Below are 23,609 nucleotides of genomic sequence, written 5' to 3' on the forward strand. Positions count from 1 at the left end.
GGGCTCCCGATGGCGGCTGCCCGTAAAATCCGATTGATGAAAGTCCCGTTTGCCGTGAGAACCGGACGTCCGGGGGCCGAGCAGGGAGCGGACAGCATCCTGGACGCCGGACTCGGCCGGATGCTCCGCCATCTCGGCAAGGAGCTCGCCGAGGAGCGGATCGCAGGCTCGAACGTGCAGGAAGTCGGCCGGCTGCTGGCCGACAAGACCGCCGCGGCGGTTGCCGAAGGCGAGTTTCCGCTGATCGTGGGCGGAGACCGCAGCGTCTCGATCGGCGCGATCTCGGGGCTCGCCCGGCGTTATGACAACCTGGGCGTCATTTGGTTCGATGCCCACCCGAGCCTGCTGACCGAACGCACAAGCTCCACCGGCTACGTGAACGAGATGGCGTTGGCATCCGTGCTGGGCAAGACGGACGTCGACATCCCGGGCCTGGGACGGATCCGCAAGGAAAATCTGGTGCTGATCGGCTTGCGGGAAGTGCAGCCGAGCGAGAGCGAGTGGATCCGGTCGGAAGGCATCACCTGCTTCACGATGGCCGACGTAGACCGGATGGGAATCCAGAAGGTGGTGGAGGCCGCCCTGGAGACCGCCGGCAACGGGACGGACGGCCTACACGTCAGCTTCGACGCCGACTGCCTCGATCCGCTCGAAGCGCCGGGCGTCGTGTCGGCGGTCCCGGGCGGCCTCTATTTCCGCGAAGCGCACTTCGCCTGCGAGCTGCTGTCGGACTCGGGCAAGGTGACGTCGATGGACGTGACCGAAGTGAATCCCTTCCTGGACGATCAGAGAAGAACGGCCCGGCTCATCGCGGGGCTGATCGCATCCGTGCTGGGCAAGAAAATTTTGTGATCCGAATTTCGAATATCCACCACTCGGAATCGCGGTGATGACACATGGAAACGATGCTCCGCAACGCCTTTCAGCTTCTAGGCCGGTCCCGGACGGCGAACCTGATGGCGCGCAAGTACGGCCTGAGGCTCGGAGCCGGCCGTTTCGTCGCGGGACAGTCCGTCGAGCAAGCGATTCAGGCGGTGCGCAAGCTGAACGCCGAAGGCATGAAGGCGACGCTCGACCATCTGGGGGAGTTCGTCGGCACCGGGGAGGAGGCAGCCGAATCGGCACGCATGTGCATCCGTACATTGGAGGCGATCGCCGATTCGGGGGTGGATTCCAACCTCTCGCTGAAGCTGACATCCCTGGGGCTCGATCTCGGCGAGGACTTGTGCATGCGCAACATGCGCACGATTTTGGAGACGGCCCGGAAGTACGGCAATTTCGTTCGCATCGACATGGAGGATTCTTCCCATTGCCAGATGACGCTCGATCTCTTCCGCCGGCTGCGCAGCGAATACGAGAACGTCGGCGTCGTCATCCAGGCCTATCTGTACCGGAGCGGGCAGGATGTCGAGGACTTGAAGGCCTTGCGCGCGAATCTCCGCCTCGTCAAGGGGGCGTACAAGGAGCCCCCTGCCGTGGCTTTTCCGCATAAGAACCAGGTGGACGACAACTTCCGGAAGATCATCCGGCAGCAGCTCGAGAGCGGGAACTACGCCGCGATCGCCACTCACGACGAGACGGTCGTGGAGGACATGATCGCATTCATCCGGGAACGGGGCATTCCGAACGACGCCTTCGAGTTTCAGATGCTGTACGGGATCGCGGAGCACCTTCAGCGCCGGCTCGTTCGGGAAGGATACCGCGTGCGGATTTATGTACCCTACGGCGCGGATTGGTTCGGCTACTTCATGCGGCGGCTGGCCGAGCGGCCGGCGAACGTGTGGTTCGTGATGAAGAATTGGTTTCGGAAATAATGGGACTCATCATGCGGTCCGACAGCCGCCCTTCTTCGCGAAGGACGGCTTTTTATTGTCGAAGCGATTCGCGAACGGTTACAATAGGGGTGGAAACGGAATCCATCTCTCGAGCAAGGAGAGAAGCCCGTATGAGCGACGACGCCAAATCGTCCAAGCCGAATGAGAAGGTCAAGGAGCAGTCGATCCGGTATATGGTCGAGGATCGGCATGAAATCATCGACGGTGTCCGGTACGACTTTCTTTCCTCGCCCAAGCTGGCGCACCAGACGCTGCTCGGGAATCTGTATGTCGCTTTTCACGGCGCTTGCGCCCAAGAGGGCAGGATCATTCTGGCGCCGATGGATGTTCATTTCGATGAAGCGAACAGAGTGCAGCCGGACCTGATCTATGTCGCCAAAGAGAACTTGGCCATTCTGCGCGACGGCTTCGTGTTCGGCGTGCCCGACTTGCTCGTCGAAATTTTGTCGGAAAGCACGGGAAGGCATGACAAGAAGCTGAAGAAAGCCTTGTTCGAACGCTTCGGGGTCCGGGAGTATTGGATTGCGGATCCCGTTTACCGCTTGATCGAGCAGTTCGTCCTGACGGATGGGCGTTACTTGTTGGTTTCGACGTTGTCGGAACAGGAAGAGCTGGTTTCGCCGACGATTCCTTGCCTGCGGATCCCGTTGTCCGGCGTTTTCCCAGGCGATGAGTAACAGCCCCGGCTGAGCGCAGCGGTATCGGTCGCCGATCCGCATCGCCCGGCATCTCCTTTGGCGATTGTAGAGTTTGATTTTAAGCGTTTTTTCCCTTTTCCTCTTCCATGGAATGGGAGTAGAATATAGATGTCGGGCCGACGAAATTTCCGGAAAGGAGATGATCGAATTGATCTACAACCACGAGGTGGTTTCCGTCTAAGACGGAAACCGCTCTGCCGGGCAAGGGGCCTTCACCGGCCCCTTGTTTATAGATGCCTGTGGATGCTTGAATATCCACGGTTTTTTTGTTTTATCCAGTTGGAGGAGGACGCCTGCCGTAATCTACAAAAACGGAAAAGACGTGCTTCCCCCCTCGCTCTTCGAGGAATTGCAGAAGCGGATTCCGGGAGAGCTCATTTACATTCCCAAACCTCCGAAACAACGGGCGGGATGGGGGGAAGTCAGCGGAACGCGGAAGCTGCTGGCGGAGAGGAACGAGGAAATCCGCCGGTTCTACCTGGACGGATGGTCCGTCTCGGAGCTCGAGCGGAAGTACCATCTGTCGGAAGACAGCATCCGCAGAATCGTCGTGAAGCCGAAATAACGCAAGCCAGCCGGGTATACGTACGCCCTCGGCTGGCTTTTTGGCTTTGTCCGGAAATTACCGGGCTTCGGAGGCTTCCCTGAATCCGCATGTTCGATGGGTGCCATCGCAGAAGGGCTGCGTTTTCGACTGACCGCATCGGCACACCGCGACGCTCTCCCCCGTTTGAAAAACGTTTCCTTTCCCGTCCACGAGCTCGAACTCACCTTTGATGACATAAGGGCCTTCATCGTACTTCGTCACGACAACCTTGGACATGTGAATACCTCCGGGATTTTAGTTGCGCAATCAACTAACTGGCGCGAGATCAGATTACCATGAATATTATTGCGTAGTCAACTAAAATAGTTGCAGGTTCAACAAAATTAATTTATATTGGATGGAGATGCGGTGAAGGGTGGGCAACGGTCGACATGGAGAGAGTGACGGAATCGGAGCTGGCGGCTTGGCGATCCTTTATCAAGGCGCATGCCAGGATCATCGAACGGATCGAACGGGACCTGGCCGAACAGAAGAAGGTCCCCCTGACCACTTACGATGTGTTGATCGCCTTATTCGAGGCGCCCGATCGCAAGCTTCGCCTGGGGGAGCTAACGAAGAAAGTCGTCCTGACCAAGAGCGGATTAACCCGGCTGGTGGATCGATTGGAGCGGGAGGGATTGCTGGTCCGGGAAAAAAGCGAAGAAGACCGCAGGGGGGCATACGCGGTGCTGACGAACCTGGGGGAAGTCCAATTGCGGCAAGCATGGCCGATCTATGCGCGCGGAATCAAGCAGTATTTCGCGGCTCCTCTGTCCGAAGACGCCATTCGCCAAGTAGAGGAATCGATGGCCGTTGTATATAAGCACAACAACGAATAGCTGCCTGAACGGGCGGCTTTTTTCGTAACTTTCCAGATTTACCCGAATGATGCTCCCAAAAAATAATTCAGGAGTATTGTATGGTTTTGAGATTTTGTTTCGTTATCTATTCGGTTAGATGGAATTCATCCGGAAAAATGGATGCAAGAACGAAAGGGAGGATAACCAGTGGAGATCGTCAACCAAAAGGAAAACCTGGAAGTAAGGAATTCGGATGTGAGCGGTGCCAAATTCGAGTGCGTGAATGTGAGCGGGACCACGGTCACGGACGCCAACGTCAGCGGGACGGTGTTCACCAACGTCAATATGAGCGGGGTCAAGATTCGCGACGCAGACTTGTCCGATCTCGAAATCGACGGGGCGCAGCTGGGAGGCGCCTACATTCACGGCATCGGGCTGCCGCCTGAAGGGCATCCGGCCTACCGGGAGGATCAAGGTCGCCAGCGGCCTCTTCGTTTCGAAATGTGCGAGCTTGCCGGAAGCACGATCACTTCCAGCGACCTTAGCGGCGTACGCATTGAGGGGTGCAAGATCGAAGGATTGACGATCGACGGCATCGACGTCGCCGCGCTGATCCGGCAGTACCGGTCCGAGCAAGGGCAGGAGCGGGCAAGCGAACAGGAAGGGAATCGGGCGGAGCAATCGCCGCGGTCGACTCCGTTCCTGGGCCGTACCGGAGCGAGCTTCGTGCCGGTCCGCGACATCGAGAAGGCGCGGGATTGGTATTGCCGGATCCTGGGCATTCCCGCGGAATCCGCCGCGATCATGAACGGCCACTTGTGTCCGCTTCCGATGGGGGAGCCCGGCATCATTCTCGATACGATGCCCATGTGGGGAGGCAAGGAGCCCGGAGGCGCGCCGACGTTCCAGACCCCCGCGTTCATGCTGCCGACGGACGATATCCATGCGGCCTATTCGTTCATGAAGGAGCAAGGAGTGGAGCTGGTCACGGAAATCGAAAACGGTCACTGGTTCGTTTTCCGCGATCCCGACGGCAACCATCTCATGGTTTGCAAGTAGAAGGGGAGAGACATTTTATAATTCAGTTGCTGCTCCTACAGATCTTTACACCACACATCCGATCGGTTAACGGCGCCGACTTTTCATGCGGTTAAAAAAAGATAGGCCGGATCAGTTGGTCTGACGGCCTATCTTTGTTGTTTTGTTTCTATGCCAATGCCTTCTTGAATTCTTCCGTCAAAAGCGGAACGACCTCGAACAAATCGCCTACGATCCCGTAATCCGCCACCTTGAAGATCGGCGCTTCGGGGTCCTTGTTGATCGCGATGATCACGCGGGACTGGCTCATGCCGGCGAGGTGCTGGATGGCGCCGCTGATGCCGCAGGCGATGTAGATTTCGGGAGTGACGACTTTGCCGGTCTGGCCGATTTGCAGGGCGTAATCGCAGTAGCCGGCATCGCATGCGCCCCTGGAGGCGCCGACGGCGGCGTTCAGCACTTCCGCCAGCTGCTCCAGCGGTGTGAAGCCGTCCGCGCTCTTCACGCCTCTGCCTCCGGAGACAACGATTTTCGCTTCGGTCAGATCGACTTTGCCGGACGTTTTGCGGACGACGTCTTTGACGACCGAGCGCAGGTCGCAAGGCGGCGCGTATTCGCCCGTTGCGACGGATCCGGGCATTGCCGCGGGTTCGGCCGGCGCGAAGTTGTTGGGGCGGATCGTTATGACTTGCGGAGTGCCGGGGGCGGGGGCGAACCGCTTTCTCTCGAAAACTTTACCGGCATAGAGTGGGCGGGTATACAGAACCTCGGACCCCGATTTCTCGATGGAGATGACGTCGGAGATTTGGCCTGCGGCGAGACTTGCGGCAATCATGGGAGCCAAGTCCCGGCCGATGGCGGTGTGGCCGAGGAAGACGGCATCGGCGTTCAGCGTGTGAAGCGCGCGGGATACCGCCGGAAAATAGGTTTCCGCGTTATACGTTTCAAGAGCCGCATGTTCGATCGCATGCACCGACCCGACGTACCGGGCCAGCTCCCCGGCGAGCGGTGCGATCCCGTGCCCGACGAGCACCGCCGCCAGCCGATCCTCGGCCCGCTTCGCCGCGTTTGCCGCTCGCACCGCCTCCAGCGTAACCTGCCTCAGTTTCCCCCCGCGAACTTCCGCAACGATCGCATAGGTTTGGCTCATCCGGTTTCTCCTCCTCGTTCGGTTCGGTTATATAACCTTCGCTTCGGTACGCAGAAGCTGAACCAGTTCCGCCGCCTGCTCCGCCGGGCCGCCTTTCAGGATACGGCCCGCCTTGCGCTCGGGCGGCAGGGACAGCGATTCGCGTTCCGTCTTCGGCGCGGTATCCCCTTCGCTCAGGCCGAGATCTTCAAGACCCAGCTGCCCGAACGGTTTCTTCTTCGCCTTCATGATGCCGGGAAGCGAAGGATAGCGGGGTTCGTTCAAACCCTGCTGCGCGGTGAAGAGAGCGGGTAAGGCGACCTCCACCGTCTCGGTATCGCCTTCCGCGTCCCGCAGCACGACGGCTTGGTTCCCGGACAGGGTCAGCTGGGTAATCGAAGATACATGAGGGATTCCGAGCAGCTGCGAGAGACGGATGGCGACTTGGCCGCTTCCGTTGTCGACGGAGAAGTTGCCGCCGAGGATAAGGTCGTACGATTGCTTGCCCAGATAGGCAGCCAGCGCTTTGGAGACGGAGAACTCGTCCGCTCCGATCCGTTCGTCCGAGATCAATACCGCTTCGTCGGCGCCCATCGCCAGCGCCGTCCGAAGCGCTTCCGCCGCGCGTTCGGGCCCGACGGAAACGGCCACTACGGTGCCGCCGTGCTGCTCCTTGATCCGAATCGCTTCCTCCACCGCGTATTCGTCGTAAGGATTGATAACGAATTTGACCCCGTCGTCGGCAATATTCCCGTCCCTCAGCACGATCTTCTCCTCGGTGTCGAACGTTTGCTTCATCAGCACGTAGACGTTCATTCGGCATAACTCCTCTCGCCTAAGTTATTTCAGGGCTCTCAGGAAAAAGTCGACGGTTTGATCCACCTGGGCGGCTAGGGAATACTTCCGACCCGCGATCAGCCAGGAGGTGACGACTTCGTCCATGGCACCGAAAATCAGCAGCCGGGTCAGCTTCGTGTCCAGGCCGGGTCGGAACGTTCCTTCTGCGATCCCCTTCTGAAGGATATGCTCGATCAGCTCGATATAGGGCTTGACGGCGTGGCCGATCGCTTTGCGCAGGTCAAGGGAGCTTTGCCTGAGCTCGATTTGAGTGACGTAAGCCAGATCGACGTTCCGCTCCAGCTGCGTAAAATGGATCTCGCAGATTTTACGGAGGGCTTCGTCGGCCGTGTTGGTTTCGAGAATGCTGCTGTTGAACATCCCGACGAGGTCGCCCAGCCGGTCCTGAAACAGGGAAATGAGGATATCTTCCTTGTTCTTGAAATAGAGATAAATGGTGCCGTCGGCGACACCTGCCTCCTTGGCGATCCGGGAAACTTGCGAGCCGTGGAAGCCGTGTTCGGCGATCACTTTCTCGGCGGCATCCAAAATCAGGCCGTACTTTTCTTTCTTTTTGCTTGTCATGAGGCGCACCCCGGTGATAAAATTCATAATGTAATGAATGAATGGTCATTCATTTTTCTTCATCTTATGAGAAACCGTGTCGGAAGTCAATGCGTGGATCATAAGATTTTTATGATAGGGGGATTGTAATCGCTTACTTGGGAGGGGCGAATAATGAGATGAGTGGCTGAAAGACGGTCCGGCCGACATAGGGAGGGGCTGATGCTCGAACGGATTGCTGAAAGTCGGTCTGGCCGTCTTAGGCAGCTGCCGACGCTGCTCGAATGAGGGTCAGCATGAGGTCTGGCCGTCATAGGAACGACGCGTGTAACCGGGTTTTCCCGGGCTACAGCGAGTGAAACGGGCGGCTCGGTGCGTGTAGCCAGGTTTTCCCGGGCTGCGGCGAGTGAAGCGCGCGGCTCGGTGCTTGTAACCGGGTTTTCCCGGGCTACAGCGAGTGAAACGCGCGGTTTGGTGCTTGTAGCCGGGTTTTCCCGGGCTACGGCGAGTGAAACGCGCGGCTCGGTGCTTGTAGCCGGGTTTTCCCGGGCTGCGGCGAGTGAAACGCGCGGTTTGGCGCGTGTAACCGGGTTTTCCCGGGCTACAGCGAGTGAAGCGCGTGGCTCGGCGCGTGTAGCCGGGTTTTCCCGGGCTGCGGCGAGTGAAACGCGCGGTTTGGCGCGTGTAGCCGGGTTTTCCCGGGCTGCGGCGAGTGAAACGCGCGGCTCGGTGCGTGTAACCGGGTTTTCCCGGGCTTCAGCGATCGAAGCGCTCGTCTTGGCACGTGAAGTCGAGTCTTCCCGGTATCTTCCATAGGCATGACGGAGACTGCATACGACTCAGAGAGAAAGGACGGATGCGAATGGCGTGGCAGACGGCGAATCTCCTGCTGTTTTTGGCGGTGACCGGTTATGCGCTTTATTTGTTCTGGAAGACCTTGTACCACCGCTACCTCTATCTGAAGCTCGGGCAACCCGCGGATTTCAAGCGGCGAGGCGAGGGGAGGCTGGCGGAATTTCTCTCGCAGGTGTTCGGCCAGAAGAAGCTGCTGAAGGACCCGAAAAGCGGCATCATGCACGTCGTTGTCTTTTACGGCTTCATCATCCTGCAATTCGGCGCGCTGGATCTGATCGTCAAAGGTCTTACCGGCGGCGGTCACCTGCCCCTGCCGGCTTACGACGTGTTCGGCCTTCTGCAGGAAATCACGGTCGCGCTCATCCTGATCGCGATGGGATATGCCGCCTATCGCCGCTACGGCGAGAAGCTGGCGCGGCTGAAGCGGGGCTGGAAGCCGAGCATCGTCATCTTCTTCATTTTCTTCTTGATGTTGTCGGTCGTGCTGTCTCTGGGGTTCGAGCGATTATGGCTGCAAACTGAGCCGTCGGGATATGCCCCGATTTCGTCCGCCTTCGCGGCCTTGTTCGACGGGATCCCGACGGCCGCCGCGCGAGTCGCTTTCTACGTTAGTTGGTGGGCGCATCTGCTCATTTTGCTCTCGTTTCTGGTCTATGTTCCGCAATCGAAGCATTTTCATATTGTGACGGCGCCGATCAACATCTGGTTCCGGCGCAGGGAGCCGGTCGGCAAGCTCGCCAAGCTGGACCTCGAGAACGAGGAGGCGGAGTCGTTCGGCGTCGGCAAAATCGAGGATTTCACGCAAAAGCAGATGCTCGATTTCTATGCCTGCGTGGAATGCGGACGCTGCACCAACGTTTGCCCGGCCTCAAGCACCGGAAAAGCCTTGTCCCCGATGCACCTGATTACGAAGCTGCGTGACCACCTGCAGGAGAAAGGCGCCGCCGTCACGGGCAAGTCGCCCTGGGTGCCGGAATTCGCTTTCCCGGAAGGCGGAGCCGCCATGCACGCGTTCAATGCCCAGGCGCCGCACCTGCCGGAGTGGCGCGAAGTCAACGCCGATGGCGGCGCCATTACCGACATCCGCCCGACGCTCGCCTGGCAGAAGGCGACCTGGACCGCGGTCCACGCGGCCCCAAGCCCCGGCGCTGCCTCTTCGCGAGCGGCATCCGAAACCTCGGTTGCCAGAGCCGACTCCACTCCGGCTTCCGCGACCTCCGCAGCCGGCGTTGCCAGAGCCGACGCGTCGCCGGCCGCCGCGGCAGGCGCAACCGGCGCCTTTGTGCCTGCCGCCCGACAGCCCCAGGACCTGGAGCTCATCGGCGACGTCTTGACCGAAGAGGAAATCTGGTCCTGCACGACCTGCCGCAACTGCGAGGACCAGTGCCCCGTAGGCAACGAACACGTCGACAAGATCGTCGATCTGCGCCGCCATCTCGTCCTCATGCAAGGCAGCATTCCGCATGAAGGCCAACGCGCCTTGCAGAACATCGAGCGGCAAGGTAACCCTTGGGGACTCAGCCGCAACGACCGTGCCAAGTGGACCGGCGAAATCGAGGGTATCCCCGTGCCCACCGCCCGCGAAAATCCGAACTTCGAATACCTCTTGTTCGTCGGCTCGATGGGTTCCTACGACCTGCGCAGCCGCAAAATCTCGCGTGCCTTCGTCCGCCTCCTCAATGAGGCCGGTGCGAACTTCGCCATCCTCGGCAACGAAGAGAAGAACTCGGGCGACACCCCGCGCCGGATGGGCAACGAAATGCTGTTCCAGCAGCTCGCGGCCGAGAACATCGCCACCTTCCGCAAATACAACGTCCGCAAAATCGTCACCGCCTGCCCCCATACGTTCCATACGCTCAAGAATGAATATCCCGATTTCGGCCTGGAAGGCGTCGAAGTCCTCCATCACACCCAGTTGCTCGACCGGCTCCTGCAGCAAGGCCGCCTCATTCCCCGCTGCGAGGTGAAGGAACGCATCGTCTATCACGATTCCTGCTACCTGGGGCGCTACAATAACGTCTACGACGAGCCGCGCAACGTGCTCAAAGCCATTCCGGGCGTCGAACTCGCGGAAATGGCGAGGAGCCGCGAGAACGCCATGTGCTGCGGAGCCGGCGGCGGAATGATGTGGATGGAGGAGAAGGCCGGCAAGCGGGTGAACCTGGCCCGCACCGAGCAAGCGCTCCAAACCCGTCCGACGGTTATCGGCAGCGCCTGCCCCTACTGTCTGACGATGATGGAGGACGGGACGAAGATGAAGGAGGTCGAGAGCAGCGTCAAAGCGAGGGATATCGCGGAAATTCTGGAGACGTCCGTGTTCGGCGACCGCCCCATCCGGACCTGACCCATCCGGACCTGACCCATCCGGACCTGACCCATCCGGACCTGACCCATCTGCCCCCGGAAACCGAATCCAATCGAATCGGAGGTTAGCAAACGATGAACAAACCCATTCGCAAAGCGGCTGTCATCGGCTCGGGCATCATGGGCTCCGGCATCGCGGCCCATCTGGCCAATGTCGGCATCCCCTGCCTGCTGCTGGACGTGGTGCCGAAGCAGCTCACGGACGAGGAAGCCGCCAAGGGACTGACACTGGAGCATCCCGCCGTGCGAAACCGCCTGTCGACGGCCGCGATCGCCAAGCTGAAGCAAACGAAGCCGGCCCCGCTCTACGACGAAGATTTCGCCGAACGCATCCAGCCGGGCAATTTGGAGGACCATCTGCCGCAAATCGCCGAAACGGATTGGGTTATCGAGGTGGTCGTCGAGAACCTCCAAGTGAAGAAGGACCTGCTGAGCCGAATCGAACGCCACTGGAAACCCGGCATCGTCGTCTCCTCCAACACTTCGGGCATTTCGATCGACGAGATGGCGTCGGGCGTCGGCGCGGAGTTCCGGAAACATTTCATGGGCACGCATTTCTTCAACCCTCCCCGTTATATGAAGCTGCTCGAAATCATTCCCGGCCGGGATACGGATCCCGATCTCGTCCGGCGGATGAAAGTCATTTGCGAGAATGTGCTCGGCAAAGGCGTCGTTATCGCCAAGGATACGCCGAATTTCGTCGCCAACCGGATCGGCACGTACGGCTTGCTCATCACCCTGCAGGCGATGGTGGAGAAAGGGTATACGGTCGAGGAAGTCGACGCGGTCACCGGCCCGGCGCTGGGCCGGCCCAAGAGCGCGACGTTCCGCACGTTGGACCTCGTGGGGCTTGATACGTTCCTCCATGTGGCGGACAACGTGTTTGAAAATACCGCGGACGAAGCGGATAAGGCGGCTTTCGCGGCGCCCGGGGTGCTGAAGGAAATGGTGGCGAGAGGGTGGCTGGGAGAGAAGTCGGGACAGGGCTTCTACCGGAAGGTCAAGGGTTCTGGCGGCCAAAGCGAGATTCTGGCGCTCGACCTTGCCTTCATGGACTACCGTCCGCAAACCAAACCGGCGTCCGGCTCGCTCGAAGCGGCGAAGCTGGCCAAAGGCGCGCGGGAGAAGACGAAGGCGCTGCTCTCCGGAGGCGACCGGTATTCGGAGCTGGCGTGGGACCTTCTGAAAAAGGTGCTCGTTTACTCGGCCGCCAAGCTCGGCGAAATCGCGGACACGGTGGTCGATATCGACAACGCGATGAAATGGGGCTTCGGCTGGGAAATGGGGCCGTTCGAGACGTGGGACGCCATCGGGCTCGTCCGGTCCGTCGAACGCATGGAGCAGGAAGGGGCCGCCGTCCCTCACTGGGTGAAAGAGTGGATCGCCCACGGCAACGTGTCGTTCTATCGTTCCGACAACGGCACCCGGTTCTACGTCTATGAAGGCAAATACAAGCAGGTGGAGGAACGTCCGGAAGTCATCGACCTGCGGGCCCTGAAGGAACGGAACCGCACGGTGAAAGCCAACGGCGGCGCGAGCCTGATCGATCTGGGGGACGGGGTCGCCTGCCTCGAATTCCATTCGCCGAACAATGCGATCGGGGCGGATATCCTGTCGATGATCTCGCAGAGCGTCGACGAGGTCCGCCGGAACTACGAGGGCTTGGTGGTTGCCAACCAGGGGCGGAATTTCTGCGTCGGCGCCAACCTGATGCTCCTGCTCATGGAAGCGCAGGACGAGGAATGGGACGAAGTGGACGCGATCATCAAGCAATTCCAGCAAGCGATGTATAAACTGAAACGGCTCGAGAAACCCGTCGTCGCCGCTCCCCACCGGATGACGCTCGGCGGCGGCGTGGAAGCCTGCATGCCCGCGGACCAGGTGATCGCTTCGGCGGAAACGTACTACGGCTTGGTCGAGGTCGGCGTCGGACTTATTCCGGCGGGCGGCGGCTGCAAGGAGATGGCGCTCCGGGCGAGCCAGATCGCGGCGCATCCGGATGCGGACGTGCAGCCGTACATCAATCGCGCGTTCGAGACGATCGGCATGGCGAAGGTGTCGACGAGCGGCCACGACGCCAAGAAGCTCGGCCTCTTGAAGCCCACGGACCGGGTGCTGGCGAACCAGGACCACCTCATCTACGAAGCCAAGATGGCCGTTCTGCGCATGGCGCAAGCCGGCTACGAGCCGATCCGCGAAGAGAAAATCCGCGTCGCCGGCGCGGAAGGCAAAGCGGTCATGCGGCTCGGCGCCATCGGGATGCGGGAGAGCGGCTACATCAGCGACCATGACCTCAAGATCGCGGGGAAGCTGGCCCACGTGCTGGCGGGCGGCGACGTGCCGGCCGGCACGCTCGTATCGGAGCAGTACCTGCTCGATTTGGAGCGGGAAGCTTTCCTCAGCCTCTGCGGGGAGCCGAAAACCCAACAGCGCATGCAACATATGCTGTCCAAAGGCAAAGCGCTTCGCAACTAACAACCCCGGGAGGGTGTGATTTCGATGAGAGAAGCCGTAATCGTATCCATCGCGCGAACCGCGGTCGGCAAGGCCAAGAAGGGCAGCCTCGTCCAGACGCGGGCGGACGATCTGGGCAAAGCCGTGCTGCAAGCCGTCATGGACCGGACGCCCGGCCTCGCCAAGGAAGACGTGGAGGACGTCATCATCGGCTGCGCGATGCCGGAGGGCGAGCAGGGCCTCAACTTCGCCCGGATCATGTCGCTTTACGCCGGGTTCCCGAACACCGTTCCGGCGCTCACGGTGAATCGGTTCTGCTCCTCCGGGCTGCAGTCCATCGCTTTCGCGGCGGAACGGATCATGCTGGGCCATGCGGACGTCATCATCGCCGGAGGCGTGGAGAGCATGAGCCACGTACCGATGACCGGTTTCAAGCTGTCGCCGAATCCGCGGATCGTGGAGGAGATGCCGGAGGTCTACATCGCCATGGGGCATACGGCGGAGAACGTGGCTTCGCGGTTCGGCGTGTCGCGCGAGGACCAGGACCGCTTCGCCCTCCGTTCGCACGAGAAGGCGGCCAAGGCGATCGCGGAGGGCAAGTTCAAGGACGAAGTCGTCCCGATTCAGGCACAGCTCGCAAGCGTGGACGAACAGGGGCGCGTGCGGACGAAGACGTTCACGTTCGACGCGGATGAAGGCGTCCGCATAGGCACGACGCTGGAAGCGCTCGGCAAGCTGAAGCCGTCGTTTAAGCTGGGCGGAACCGTGACGGCGGGCAATTCGTCGCAGATGAGCGACGGCGCGGCCGCGGCCGTGGTGATGAGCCGGGAGCGGGCGGAACAGCTGGGGCTCCAGCCGCTGGCGACGTTCCGATCGTTCGCTCTCGCCGGCGTCGAACCCGAAATCATGGGGGTCGGACCGGTGAAGGCGATCCCGAAGGCGCTGAAGATGGCGGGAATCTCGCTGGACGACGTCAAGCTGTTCGAAATCAACGAGGCTTTCGCGTCGCAATGTTTGCAAATCATCCGCGAGCTCGGTATCGACGAGGAGAAGGTGAACGTGAACGGCGGCGCGATCGCGCTCGGCCATCCGCTCGGGTGCACGGGGACGAAAATCACGGCCACGCTGCTCCACGAGCTGCGACGGCGCGGCGGCGGTTACGGCGTCGTCTCGATGTGCATCGGCGGAGGGATGGGCGCGGCGGGCGTGTTCGAGGTTCATGCGGGGTAGATCGGCAATACCATGCGGAGATCGAGTGACTTAGGGTGCAAGGAGTGACTTTGAGCCCAGCTCAAAGATCCTGATGTCATACGCAAAGATCCTGATGCTAAGGAGAGATCGGCGATGAGCAAAGTGTTGAACGGCAAGGTGGCGGGCGGAGGTTTCGTCATCGAGGACATCGATTATACCCGGATCGTGACGCCGGAGGATTTCACCGAAGAACAGCGGATGATCGCGCAGACGACCGAGGATTTCGTCGCAGCCGAGATCGCGCCGCACGACGAAGCGATCGAGAAGCTGAACTACGAGCTGACCGTGGAGAAGCTGCGCAAAGCCGGGGAGACCGGCCTGCTCGGCGCGGACGTCCCCGAAGCCTACGGCGGGCTCGGCCTGGACAAAGTCAGCTCCACCCTGATCGGCGAACGCTTCACCCGGGCGTCCGCGTTCGCCCTGTCCGTAGGCGCGCACGTCGGGATCGGCACGCTGCCGATCGTGTACTTCGGCACGGAAGAGCAGAAGCGCAAGTATTTGCCTGCCCTGGCCTCCGGCGAGAAGATCGCGGCCTATTGCCTGACGGAGCCTTCCTCGGGCTCGGACGCCCAAGGCGCCAAGACGACCGCGATCCCGACGGAGGACGGCAAGTTCTACATTGTGAACGGCACGAAGCAGTTCATCACGAACGCGGCGTTCGCGGACATTTTCATCGTCTACGCCAAGGTGAACGGCACCGATTTCAGCACGTTCATCGTCGAGCGTACGATGCCCGGCGTCAGCGTCGGCCCGGAAGAGAAGAAGATGGGCATCAAGGGCTCCTCCACCTGCCCGCTCATTCTCGAGGACGTCAAGGTACCCGCCGAGAACCTGCTGTGGGAGACCGGCAAAGGCCATCTGATCGCCTTCAACATCCTGAACATCGGCCGCTTCAAGCTGGCGGCGGGCGCGCTCGGCGCTTCGAAAGACGCCCTCGAGCTGTCGGCCAAATACGCGAACGAGCGAATCCAGTTCGGCCGCCGCATTTCCTCGTTCCCGCTGATCGGCAAGAAGCTCGCCGAAATGAACGTGAAGACGTACGCGCTGGAAAGCATGGTCTACCGCACGGCGGGGCTGATCGACGAAGGGCTGGCGGAGGTCGATCACCGCGGCGGCAACGTGGGCCTGCAAGCGGCGAAGGCGATCGCGGAGTACCAGCTGGAGTGCTCGATCAACAAGGTGTTCGGCTCCGAGGTGCTGGACTTCGTCGCGGACGAAGGCGTGCAAATCCACGGCGGCTACGGGTTCATCCAAGAGTACCGGATCGAGCGCATCTACCGGGATTCCCGCATCAACCGCATTTTCGAAGGCACGAACGAGATCAACCGCCTCCTCATTCCGGGAGCGCTGATCAAGCGGGCGATGAAGGGCGAGCTGCCCCTCATGCAGAAAGCGATGGCGCTGCAGGCCGATTTGCTCGAGCTGATGCCGGCGCAAACGTTCGAGGGTACGCTGGAACAAGAAACCCACTTGCTGGGCATGGCGAAGAAAATCTTCCTGATGGTCGGGGCGCAAGCCGTGCAGAAATACCAGGCGAAGCTCGAGCAGGAGCAGGAAATTCTCAGTCACCTGGCCGACATGATGATTGCCGTGTACGCGATGGAAAGCGCCTTGCTGCGCACCCGCAAGCTGATCGCCAAAGCCGGGGAGGCGAAAGCGGAAAACGCGATCGACATGACCCGCGTTTTCGCGCAAGAGGAGTTCTCGCGGATCGAAGCTTGGGCGAGAGAGGCGCTCTCGGCCATGGAATCCGGGGACACGCTGCGGACGCAGCTGTCGGTCCTGAAGAAGCTGACCCGCAAACCGCCGGTCGATACGCTCGGCCTGAAGCGGCGGATCGCGGCCAAAGTCGTCGAGGCGGAGAAATACGTGGTTTGACGGAGGACTTCCTGCAACTCACTTCGGGAGAATGAGGTGTCGGCCCATGCCGAATAAACCTTGGTTAAAGGAATACCCTGCCGAAGTTCCACCGACTTTCGCTTATCCGAAACGCAATTTGGCCCACTTTCTGACCGATTCGGCGGCTTCCCATCCGGGCCATGCGGCCCTGGATTTCCTGGGCAAACGGATGACGTACCGCGCGCTGCTCGAGTCGGCCCGGCGGTTCGCGAACGCCCTGCTTCGGCTGGGCGTCCGCAAGGGCGACCGAGTCGCGGTGATGCTGCCGAATTGTCCGCAGGCGGTCATCGCCTATTACGGCACGCTCATGATCGGCGGAACGGTCGTCATGACGAATCCGCTCTATGTGCCGCGCGAGCTGGAACACCAGTTGAAGGATTCCGGCGCCAGGATCATCGTCACCCTGGACCAGCTGCTCGAGCGGGTCCGCAAATCGACGGCAGATTCGCCGATGAACCATACGATCGTCACCACGATTCAAGACTATCTTCCTTTTCCGAAAAATATCCTGTTCGCGTTAAAACAAAAGAAGGACGGCAAAGCGGTGAAGGTGGCGTACGGAGGCAACGTGCACGCGTTCCGCGAGCTCTTGGCCCGGTCGGCTCCCGATCCCGTCGATGATCCGGTCGACGCGGATCGCGACTTGGCGCTCGTCCAATATACGGGCGGCACGACCGGACTCGCCAAGGGAGTCATGCTCACGCATTCGAACCTCGTCGCCAACACGATCCAGGCACGGCTCTGGTGCTACAAGTCGAGGGACGGCATGGAAAGATACATGGCAGCGCTGCCGTTTTTCCACGTGTTCGGCCTGACCTGCCTGCTGCATCTCGGCATCTATACCGCGGGCACGCTGATTCTGCTCCCGCGCTTCGAAATCAATCAGGTGCTTCAGACGATACGGAAGAAGAGACCGACCGTGTTTCCCGGCGCTCCGACGATGTATGTCGCAATCATCAACCATCCGCGAATCGGGCGTTTCGACATTTCCTCGATCCGGATGTGCATCAGCGGAGCCGCCCCTCTGCCCTTGCAGGTTCAGGAACGTTTCGAAGCGTTAACCGGGGGCAGGCTGATCGAAGGGTACGGGCTCACGGAAGCTTCTCCCGTCACGCACGCCAACAACGTTTGGGAGAAACGGAAAATCGGCTCCATCGGCATTCCGTTTCCCGATACCGAGGCGCGGATCGTCAATCCCGAAACGTTCGAAGACATGCCGCCCGGGGAGATTGGCGAACTTGCCGTCCGAGGGCCCCAGGTCATGCAGGGCTATTGGAATCGCCCGGAAGAGACGGCCAGGGTGCTCCGAGACGGCTGGCTGCTCACGGGGGATTTGGGCAAAATGGACGAAGAAGGCTTTTGCTATATTTTGGACCGCCGGAAAGACCTGATCATCGCGGGAGGATACAACATCTACCCGCGCGAAGTGGAAGAGGTGCTGTTCGAGCATCCGGACGTCGAGGAGGCGGCCGTGGCCGGCGTCGTCGATCCGTACCGGGGGGAGACGGTCAAGGCGTACATCGTGCTGCGGCAAGGCGCCGCGCCGAATCCGGATGAGCTGAAGATGTGGTGCAAGGAGAAGCTGGCCGCGTACAAGGTTCCGAAAATTTTCGAGTTTCGGGAAGCGCTTCCGAAGACGATGGCCGGCAAAGTGCTGCGGCGCAAGCTGATCGAAGAGGAGGAGGAGAAAGCGCGCACGTCCTGAACGGACGGGATCGGGCAGGAGGCAGGCAGGGGCATGGACCAGGGCAGGCAGGGGCATAGACCGGGAGAATTCGAAAAGCCCTGAGCGAACGGGACGGGGCATGCGGCGGGAGAGAAAAGGCGGAACGTAGAAGGCGGGAGGCAAGCAAGGAATGGATCAGGAGAATCCGAAACAGGCGCTGTCTGCACAGGTGGAGCGATTGAAGGAGAAGGCCGAGCATTCCTTTTGGGGGTTCCTCGGCTGCGAGCTGGAAGCGCTGGACGAGAAACGGGTGACGGTGTCGCTCGACGTTCGGCCCCATCATCTGAATCTCATCGGGATTCTGCACGGGGGCGTTCATGCGACGCTGATGGATTCCGCCATGGGGCTTGTGGCCATGATCGCAAGGCCGCAGGAGAGCGTCGTGACGACCAATTTGAACCTCCATTACGTAGCCCCGACGGGCGTGGGACGCATCACCGTCACGGCGGAGCTGCTGCACATGTCCCGCAAAATGATCAATACGCAAGCCTCTGCGCGCCGGGAGGACGGGGAGCTGCTCGCCTTCGGGACCGGGACGTTCCGAGTGATCGACCGGCCGGTTTGAGTGATGGCCTGGAGTAGGATGCTACCCATAGCGCTACTGGGACCCGCTTCAGGATCGATTCAGGAGAATTGCACGAAAAAATCGAGTGACTCGGCGTTTCGGGGACTGAATTCGGGGGAGTTGACCGAAAAAATCGAGTGACTCGGCGTTTCGGGGACTGAATTCGGGGGAGTTGACTGAATAAATCGAGTAACTCGATCGCCGGGGGGATGATTTTCCGGGAATTACTCGAAAATATCGACGAACCCGACATTTTTGTCGGGCTGCGTCCGAAATCAAGAAATCACCATGGTCTGAGAGGGGGATTTCCCCGACTTAGTCATGGTGATTTTTTTGAGTGATTCAGAAAGTATCAAATTCGCCATACTTTTCTGAGTCACCTCGATAAAACGACTATCGTCAGGACGGCGCAGCCTCGCGATGATGCGCCAGGATTACCCGTCTTTCGTTTCCGTCAGCGGCAGCCCGGCTTCGAGATGGGCCAACGCTTGATAGGCCGGATCAAGGTCCCCTTTGAAATGAAATGAATGGAGAAGTATTTCGACGGCTCCTGGCTTTCGGTCGCAAGTTGCCGGCATCTCTTCCAGGTCGTCCAGGTTTACCTATCCGGAGGGACGTGCTGTCCTTCTTCGTCGCAAATCGCGAAGTGCTCCGGCGGCAAGTCCGAGAGCGGATATTGGACCCCGCAGGCTTTGCAAATGTACTGGAGCATGGGATCTCTCCCTATCCACGATTTCCCGTCAATCATAGAATAAAGAACCGAATAACAAAAGAAAAAAACCATTCGCGCAATTCCCGGCAGCGCCTCCGCGGATCTTCGCAGGAACGCAAAAAAACGCGGGATCCACCAGGGTACCTGCGCTTTCATATCTTTTTAAAAAAATAGGTTGAGTTTAGGCAAGAAACATGGTACAATAAGGTTTACCTAATTTCGTATTATTTAATCATATCACAGCAACTTGGAAATGTCAACGGGGAGTTTTATAAAGGGGAGCTGCACGGTGGAAGACAATCAACGGCAAGAACTCGCTGCGGACAAGTCGGCGGAGCAGGAACAGGAGCCATTTTACGACCTCCATGACCTGTCTTTGCCGCCGGGTGTCGATACGAACGATCCCGTACGGATGTATTTGAAGGAAATCGGGAGAACCCGTCTTCTTTCCACCGAGGAAGAAATCGATTTGGCCCAGAGAATCGAGCAGGGCGACGAAGAGGCCAAACAGAGGCTTACGGAGGCCAATCTGCGCCTGGTCGTCAGCATCGCCCGCAGATACGCGGGCCGGGGGATGCTGTTCCTCGACCTGATCCAGGAGGGAAACCTGGGCCTCATGAAGGCGGTCGAGAAGTTCGACTTCCGCAAAGGCTTCAAGTTCAGCACCTACGCGACCTGGTGGATCCGCCAGGCGATCACTCGCGCGATTGCCGACCAGGCGCGGACGATCCGCATTCCCGTTCATATGGTGGAGACGATCAACAAGCTGGTCCGCGTTTCCCGCCAGCTGCTGCAGGAGTTCGGGCGCGAGCCGACGCCGGAGGAGATCGCCCAGAGGATGGAGATCCCGGTGGAGCGCGTCCTCGAGATTCAGAAAATCTCCCAGGAGCCCGTGTCGATGGAAACGCCGATCGGCGAAGAAAGCGACTCCCATCTGGGGGATTTCATCGAGGATCCGGACGCGATCGCGCCGGAGGACGTCGCGGCCTACGAAATGCTGAAGGAGCAAATGAAGGACATTCTCGATACGTTGACGGATCGGGAAGAGAACGTTCTTCGGCTGCGTTTCGGCCTGGATGACGGACGGACGCGCACGCTCGAAGAGGTGGGCAAAGTATTCGGCGTCACGCGCGAGCGGATTCGCCAGATCGAGGCGAAGGCACTCCGGAAGCTGAGACATCCGAGCCGCAGCAAAAGGTTGAAGGATTTTCTCGAGGACTAAACAAGCGACGCCTGCTCCAAGGACATTGCCGGGGAACCCCTCGGCAATGTCCTTTTTTAGATTATAGAAATTATAAGTTTGGAGAGAGCGGTTATGGGGAAGCGAGAGGGGAGCGGTTTATGGTACTGGCGCCGGCGTGAAGTTATTTCTGCACTCCTCTCTGTTCCGGCGAAGTAAACCCAGAGGTTCGGAACAAGCCCGAAGTCGCACGCATGAGCGTTATAGGTGAATCTGATGTCGACAGGTCTCCGATCGTGGTGCCTCAGAGGGGGCGGGTGCCGTGCAGTCAAGGCGATTAAAGGGAAAACTGCCCTCTATTTTTGCGTATTGGTTAAAAGTGAGTGATTAGAAGGAAAACCTCCCTCTAATTCCGGCTATTTCCCCTCAATTGAAGTTTTTCACCGATATTAGTGGGAGGTTTTCCCTCTAAAGATCCCAAATAAGCAAAATTCATTGAATTAGTGGGAGGTTTTTCATCTAAAGTTGATCGGCGGGGCAATTCCGGCATACGGTTTCGAGAAACTGCCCTATCCGGACGGTATCGCAACACAAGGTATCCTATCGTTAATGCCTTTCTAAGAATTCATTACTTGGCGAAACGTATTTCGGTACCCTTTAACGGATACCGGTCAGGACGCCGTCAGGGGTTTTACTTATTTAGCTTTTATCGAATTCACTGTTAGCTTATGTATAGGATGGTGGCAATGGAATTGCACGAAAGAATCTAGCCTTTCGAGCCAGGGCAGATTGCCGCAAGGGAATGACACGGTTGTCAAAGCGTGCTGCAGCGGTTGCGTGTGAGAGTTGGGCAGCGAAGACGTTCGATATAATGGGTGAAAATGGATTGACGGGAACGGCTTTCTGTGTTAATTTGTGATTAAAATCACAATCTAAAGCGCGGTTGAAAAAAATTCCAGGCAGCGGCAGGTAGAAGTTGATGTGATGGAATGGAGAAGTTCGTGATTTCTATGTGCGCGAATCTTTGTGATTTAAATCACAAATCGGGTTGGGCGTGTGAAGATCGATGAGGATGAGGATCGGGATGGGGATGAGTATGAGGATGAGGATGAGGATGGGGATGGGGATGAGGACGTATGAAGCTCGTATGGAGAAGAGTGAGAGTCGGTTTTTTTTATGATAGATAGTGAAATAATTCACAAACTAGCGAGGGGGAACTAAGGAATGGACACCAAGATGGACACCGCGATGGACACCGCGATGGACACCGCGATGGAAACTACGATGGAAACTACGATGGAAACTACGATGGAAACTACGATGGAAACTACGATGGCAACCGCGAAGAACCAAGCAACCATGAACGAAGCGGAGGAGAAGGCGACGCAATCCGCGAATCAGACGGAACTGCTCGAGCGGCTGGCGCAACCGGAAGTCCGGCAAGCGCTCGATTCGCTGATCGATCATCTGCCGCAATTGACCGAGATGGCCGCGCAATTGACGCAGACGTACGCGCTGATCCGGAATGTCGCGACCGATCCGGTATTCGCCGCGGACTTGAAAGGCGGAATCGACGAGTTCTTCGGGCCGGTCAAGGAGAGGGCGAAGGACATCGCCTCTGCCGTGATCGAAGCGAATGACCGGGCACGCGAGGAGACGGGCATGATCGGGCTGCTCGGCTTGCTTCGGATGATGAAGGATCCGCAGACGCAGAAGGCGTTCCGTTTCGCGAAGGCGCTGCTCGAAATCTTGAACGACAGAGAAACCGGCCGGTTCAAGGCTTGATCCCGGGAGGGGAGTACAATGAACAAACAGGTTTTGATTCTCGGCGGAGGTTACGGCGGCCTGCTCAGCGCGCTGACGGTCCGCAAATACTTGAAGGCCGGCGAAGCTGACGTCACGCTGGTCAACCGTTACCCCGAGCACCAGCTCGTTACGGAGCTTCACCGGCTGGCCGCCGGCAACGTCAAAGAACAGGCGGTGGCCCTGCCGCTAGAGAAGCTGCTCAGAGGCCAAGAAGTTCGGCTGAAGATCGGGACCGCGGAAAACATCGACCCTGTCGCCAAGTTGGTTCGTCTTGCCGACCGTACCACGCTGCGCTACGATACGCTTGTCATCGCGCTCGGCAGCGAGACCGCGTTCTTCGGCATCCCGGGACTTGCGGAAAACAGCTTCACGCTGAAATCCGTCGACGATGCCAAACGGATCCGGGCTCATCTCGAATCGAAGCTGGACGCTTACGCCCGGACGAAGGAGGATAAGGACGCCTCGATCGTCGTGGGTGGAGGAGGCCTGACCGGCGTCGAGGCGGTCGGCGAGCTGGCCGACGAGCTGCCCGACTGGTGCCGTGCCAGGGGGATCGAACCGGAGGACATCCGTCTCTATTGCGTCGAAGCCGGACCTTCGATTTTGGCGGGATTTCCGCCGGAGCTCGTCGATCGGGCCCGGGAGAGCCTCGAGAGCCGGGGCGTCCGGTTCGTGACGGGCCAGCCGGTTACGGAAGTGAGAGGAACCGAAATTGTGCTCAGAGACGGTACTTCGATCGAAGCCGGCACGCTCATCTGGGCCGGCGGCGTGCAGGGCCATCCGGTCGTGTCGTCGTCCGGCATCGAGCTCAGCCGCGGCAGGGCGGTCGTGACCGAGTGTCTGCAGTCGGTGTCGCATCCGGATATTTTCGTCGCGGGCGACAGCGCGATCGTGCTGGCGGAGGACGGCAGGCCGTACCCTCCGAGCGCCCAGCTCGCCTGGCAGATGGGGGAGACGGCAGGCTTCAACATATTCGCCTCCTTCAGGCAAACGGCGATGAAGCCGTTCCGTCCCGTCATGTCGGGAACGCTGGCAAGCCTTGGAAGGCGAGACGGAGTGGCCACGATCGGCGCCCGGCGTATCCCGCTGAAGGGTTTCCCGGCGTCCGCGATGAAGGAGGCCAGCCATATCCGCTACTTGTCGCACATCAAAGGCTTGTTTTCCTTGGCCTATTGACGTGCGGGTTCTAGTCCGATTCGCATGGAAGGAGGCGGGGCTCCCCGCTTTTTTATATGCCGAAATTTGACATTTTTCTACAAATCTTGCCGAGACTTTCTTCCTAGGAAGTTGGCATTATTTTATACTGAAGA

The 23,609-nt window shown here is 59.4% G+C and carries 18 protein-coding genes and 1 pseudogene; 15 read left to right on the top strand and 4 right to left on the bottom strand.

Features of this window, described 5'->3' with window-relative positions; genetic code table 11:
* The first annotated feature begins 9 nt into the window (after nt 1-9).
* The 4 genes from GE107_RS19800 to GE107_RS19815 all read left to right on the top strand — a co-directional run bounded on the left by GE107_RS19800 (nt 10) and on the right by GE107_RS19815 (nt 3,098).
* A complete protein-coding gene (locus tag GE107_RS19800; protein ID WP_219641734.1) occupies nt 10-852 on the top strand; it encodes an arginase in 843 nt (280 codons plus the stop codon).
* A gap of 44 nt (nt 853-896) precedes the next feature.
* Nucleotides 897-1,814 (top strand): proline dehydrogenase family protein, encoded by a 918-nt coding sequence (locus GE107_RS19805; protein ID WP_219641736.1) that lies wholly within the window; start codon nt 897-899, stop codon nt 1,812-1,814.
* Nucleotides 1,815-1,945: 131 nt separating this feature from the next.
* Complete coding sequence (locus tag GE107_RS19810; protein ID WP_219641738.1) at nt 1,946-2,512, top strand: Uma2 family endonuclease; 567 nt, start codon at nt 1,946-1,948, stop codon at nt 2,510-2,512.
* Nucleotides 2,513-2,834: 322 nt separating this feature from the next.
* Complete coding sequence (locus tag GE107_RS19815) at nt 2,835-3,098, top strand: CD3324 family protein (RefSeq protein WP_370636470.1); 264 nt, start codon at nt 2,835-2,837, stop codon at nt 3,096-3,098.
* 57 nt (nt 3,099-3,155) lie between these two features.
* On the opposite strand, the gene GE107_RS19820 is transcribed toward GE107_RS19815, so the two are convergent.
* Nucleotides 3,156-3,356: a CDGSH iron-sulfur domain-containing protein gene (locus tag GE107_RS19820; RefSeq protein WP_219641740.1), complete on the bottom strand. Its 201-nt coding sequence runs from the start codon at nt 3,354-3,356 to the stop codon at nt 3,156-3,158.
* A 155-nt stretch (nt 3,357-3,511) separates the two neighbouring features.
* Here GE107_RS19820 and GE107_RS19825 point away from each other — a divergent pair, with 155 nt between their 5' ends.
* Both GE107_RS19825 and GE107_RS27275 read left to right on the top strand, forming a co-directional pair.
* Nucleotides 3,512-3,958, top strand: coding sequence for a MarR family winged helix-turn-helix transcriptional regulator (locus GE107_RS19825; RefSeq protein ID WP_219641742.1), 447 nt, complete (start codon nt 3,512-3,514; stop codon nt 3,956-3,958).
* Between the two features lie 168 nt (nt 3,959-4,126).
* The gene (locus tag GE107_RS27275; RefSeq protein WP_219641744.1) at nt 4,127-4,978 is read left to right on the top strand and encodes a VOC family protein; all 852 of its coding nucleotides are present in this window, start codon (nt 4,127-4,129) and stop codon (nt 4,976-4,978) included.
* A 148-nt stretch (nt 4,979-5,126) separates the two neighbouring features.
* Here GE107_RS27275 and GE107_RS19835 read toward each other — a convergent pair whose 3' ends face one another.
* The 3 genes from GE107_RS19835 to GE107_RS19845 are packed head-to-tail and all read right to left on the bottom strand — an operon-like array spanning nt 5,127 to nt 7,508.
* Complete coding sequence (locus tag GE107_RS19835) at nt 5,127-6,107, bottom strand: electron transfer flavoprotein subunit alpha/FixB family protein (RefSeq protein WP_219641747.1); 981 nt, start codon at nt 6,105-6,107, stop codon at nt 5,127-5,129.
* A 27-nt stretch (nt 6,108-6,134) separates the two neighbouring features.
* The gene (locus GE107_RS19840) at nt 6,135-6,902 is read right to left on the bottom strand and encodes an electron transfer flavoprotein subunit beta/FixA family protein (protein WP_219641750.1); all 768 of its coding nucleotides are present in this window, start codon (nt 6,900-6,902) and stop codon (nt 6,135-6,137) included.
* Nucleotides 6,903-6,926: 24 nt separating this feature from the next.
* Entirely contained in the window at nt 6,927-7,508 is a 582-nt protein-coding gene (locus GE107_RS19845; protein WP_219641753.1) for a fatty acid metabolism transcriptional regulator FadR, read from the bottom strand.
* Nucleotides 7,509-8,349: 841 nt separating this feature from the next.
* Between GE107_RS19845 and GE107_RS26745 the strand changes: the two genes are divergently transcribed.
* From GE107_RS26745 to GE107_RS19895, 9 genes and pseudogenes are all read left to right on the top strand, one after another.
* Nucleotides 8,350-10,686, top strand: coding sequence for a heterodisulfide reductase-related iron-sulfur binding cluster (locus GE107_RS26745; protein WP_255570677.1), 2,337 nt, complete (start codon nt 8,350-8,352; stop codon nt 10,684-10,686).
* A 95-nt stretch (nt 10,687-10,781) separates the two neighbouring features.
* On the top strand, nt 10,782-13,181 hold the full coding sequence (locus GE107_RS19860) for a 3-hydroxyacyl-CoA dehydrogenase/enoyl-CoA hydratase family protein (protein ID WP_219641756.1): 2,400 nt from the start codon (nt 10,782-10,784) through the stop codon (nt 13,179-13,181).
* 24 nt (nt 13,182-13,205) lie between these two features.
* On the top strand, nt 13,206-14,390 hold the full coding sequence (locus GE107_RS19865; RefSeq protein ID WP_219641758.1) for an acetyl-CoA C-acetyltransferase: 1,185 nt from the start codon (nt 13,206-13,208) through the stop codon (nt 14,388-14,390).
* Between the two features lie 114 nt (nt 14,391-14,504).
* A complete protein-coding gene (locus GE107_RS19870) occupies nt 14,505-16,289 on the top strand; it encodes an acyl-CoA dehydrogenase family protein (protein WP_219641761.1) in 1,785 nt (594 codons plus the stop codon).
* A 46-nt stretch (nt 16,290-16,335) separates the two neighbouring features.
* A complete protein-coding gene (locus GE107_RS19875; protein ID WP_219641764.1) occupies nt 16,336-18,015 on the top strand; it encodes an AMP-binding protein in 1,680 nt (559 codons plus the stop codon).
* A gap of 151 nt (nt 18,016-18,166) precedes the next feature.
* Entirely contained in the window at nt 18,167-18,601 is a 435-nt protein-coding gene (locus GE107_RS19880; protein WP_219641769.1) for a PaaI family thioesterase, read from the top strand.
* Nucleotides 18,602-19,614: 1,013 nt separating this feature from the next.
* A pseudogene (gene rpoD, locus GE107_RS19885) lies at nt 19,615-20,535 on the top strand (RNA polymerase sigma factor RpoD); the annotation flags it as partial.
* A 1,182-nt stretch (nt 20,536-21,717) separates the two neighbouring features.
* Nucleotides 21,718-22,278, top strand: a complete 561-nt coding sequence (locus GE107_RS19890; RefSeq protein WP_255570679.1) for a helical membrane plugin domain-containing protein — start codon at nt 21,718-21,720, stop codon at nt 22,276-22,278.
* 18 nt (nt 22,279-22,296) lie between these two features.
* Entirely contained in the window at nt 22,297-23,475 is a 1,179-nt protein-coding gene (locus GE107_RS19895) for an NAD(P)/FAD-dependent oxidoreductase (RefSeq protein WP_219641771.1), read from the top strand.
* Nucleotides 23,476-23,609: the final 134 nt, after the last annotated feature.

The organism is Cohnella sp. CFH 77786, from assembly GCF_019400745.1.
GTDB lineage: Bacteria > Bacillota > Bacilli > Paenibacillales > Paenibacillaceae > Cohnella.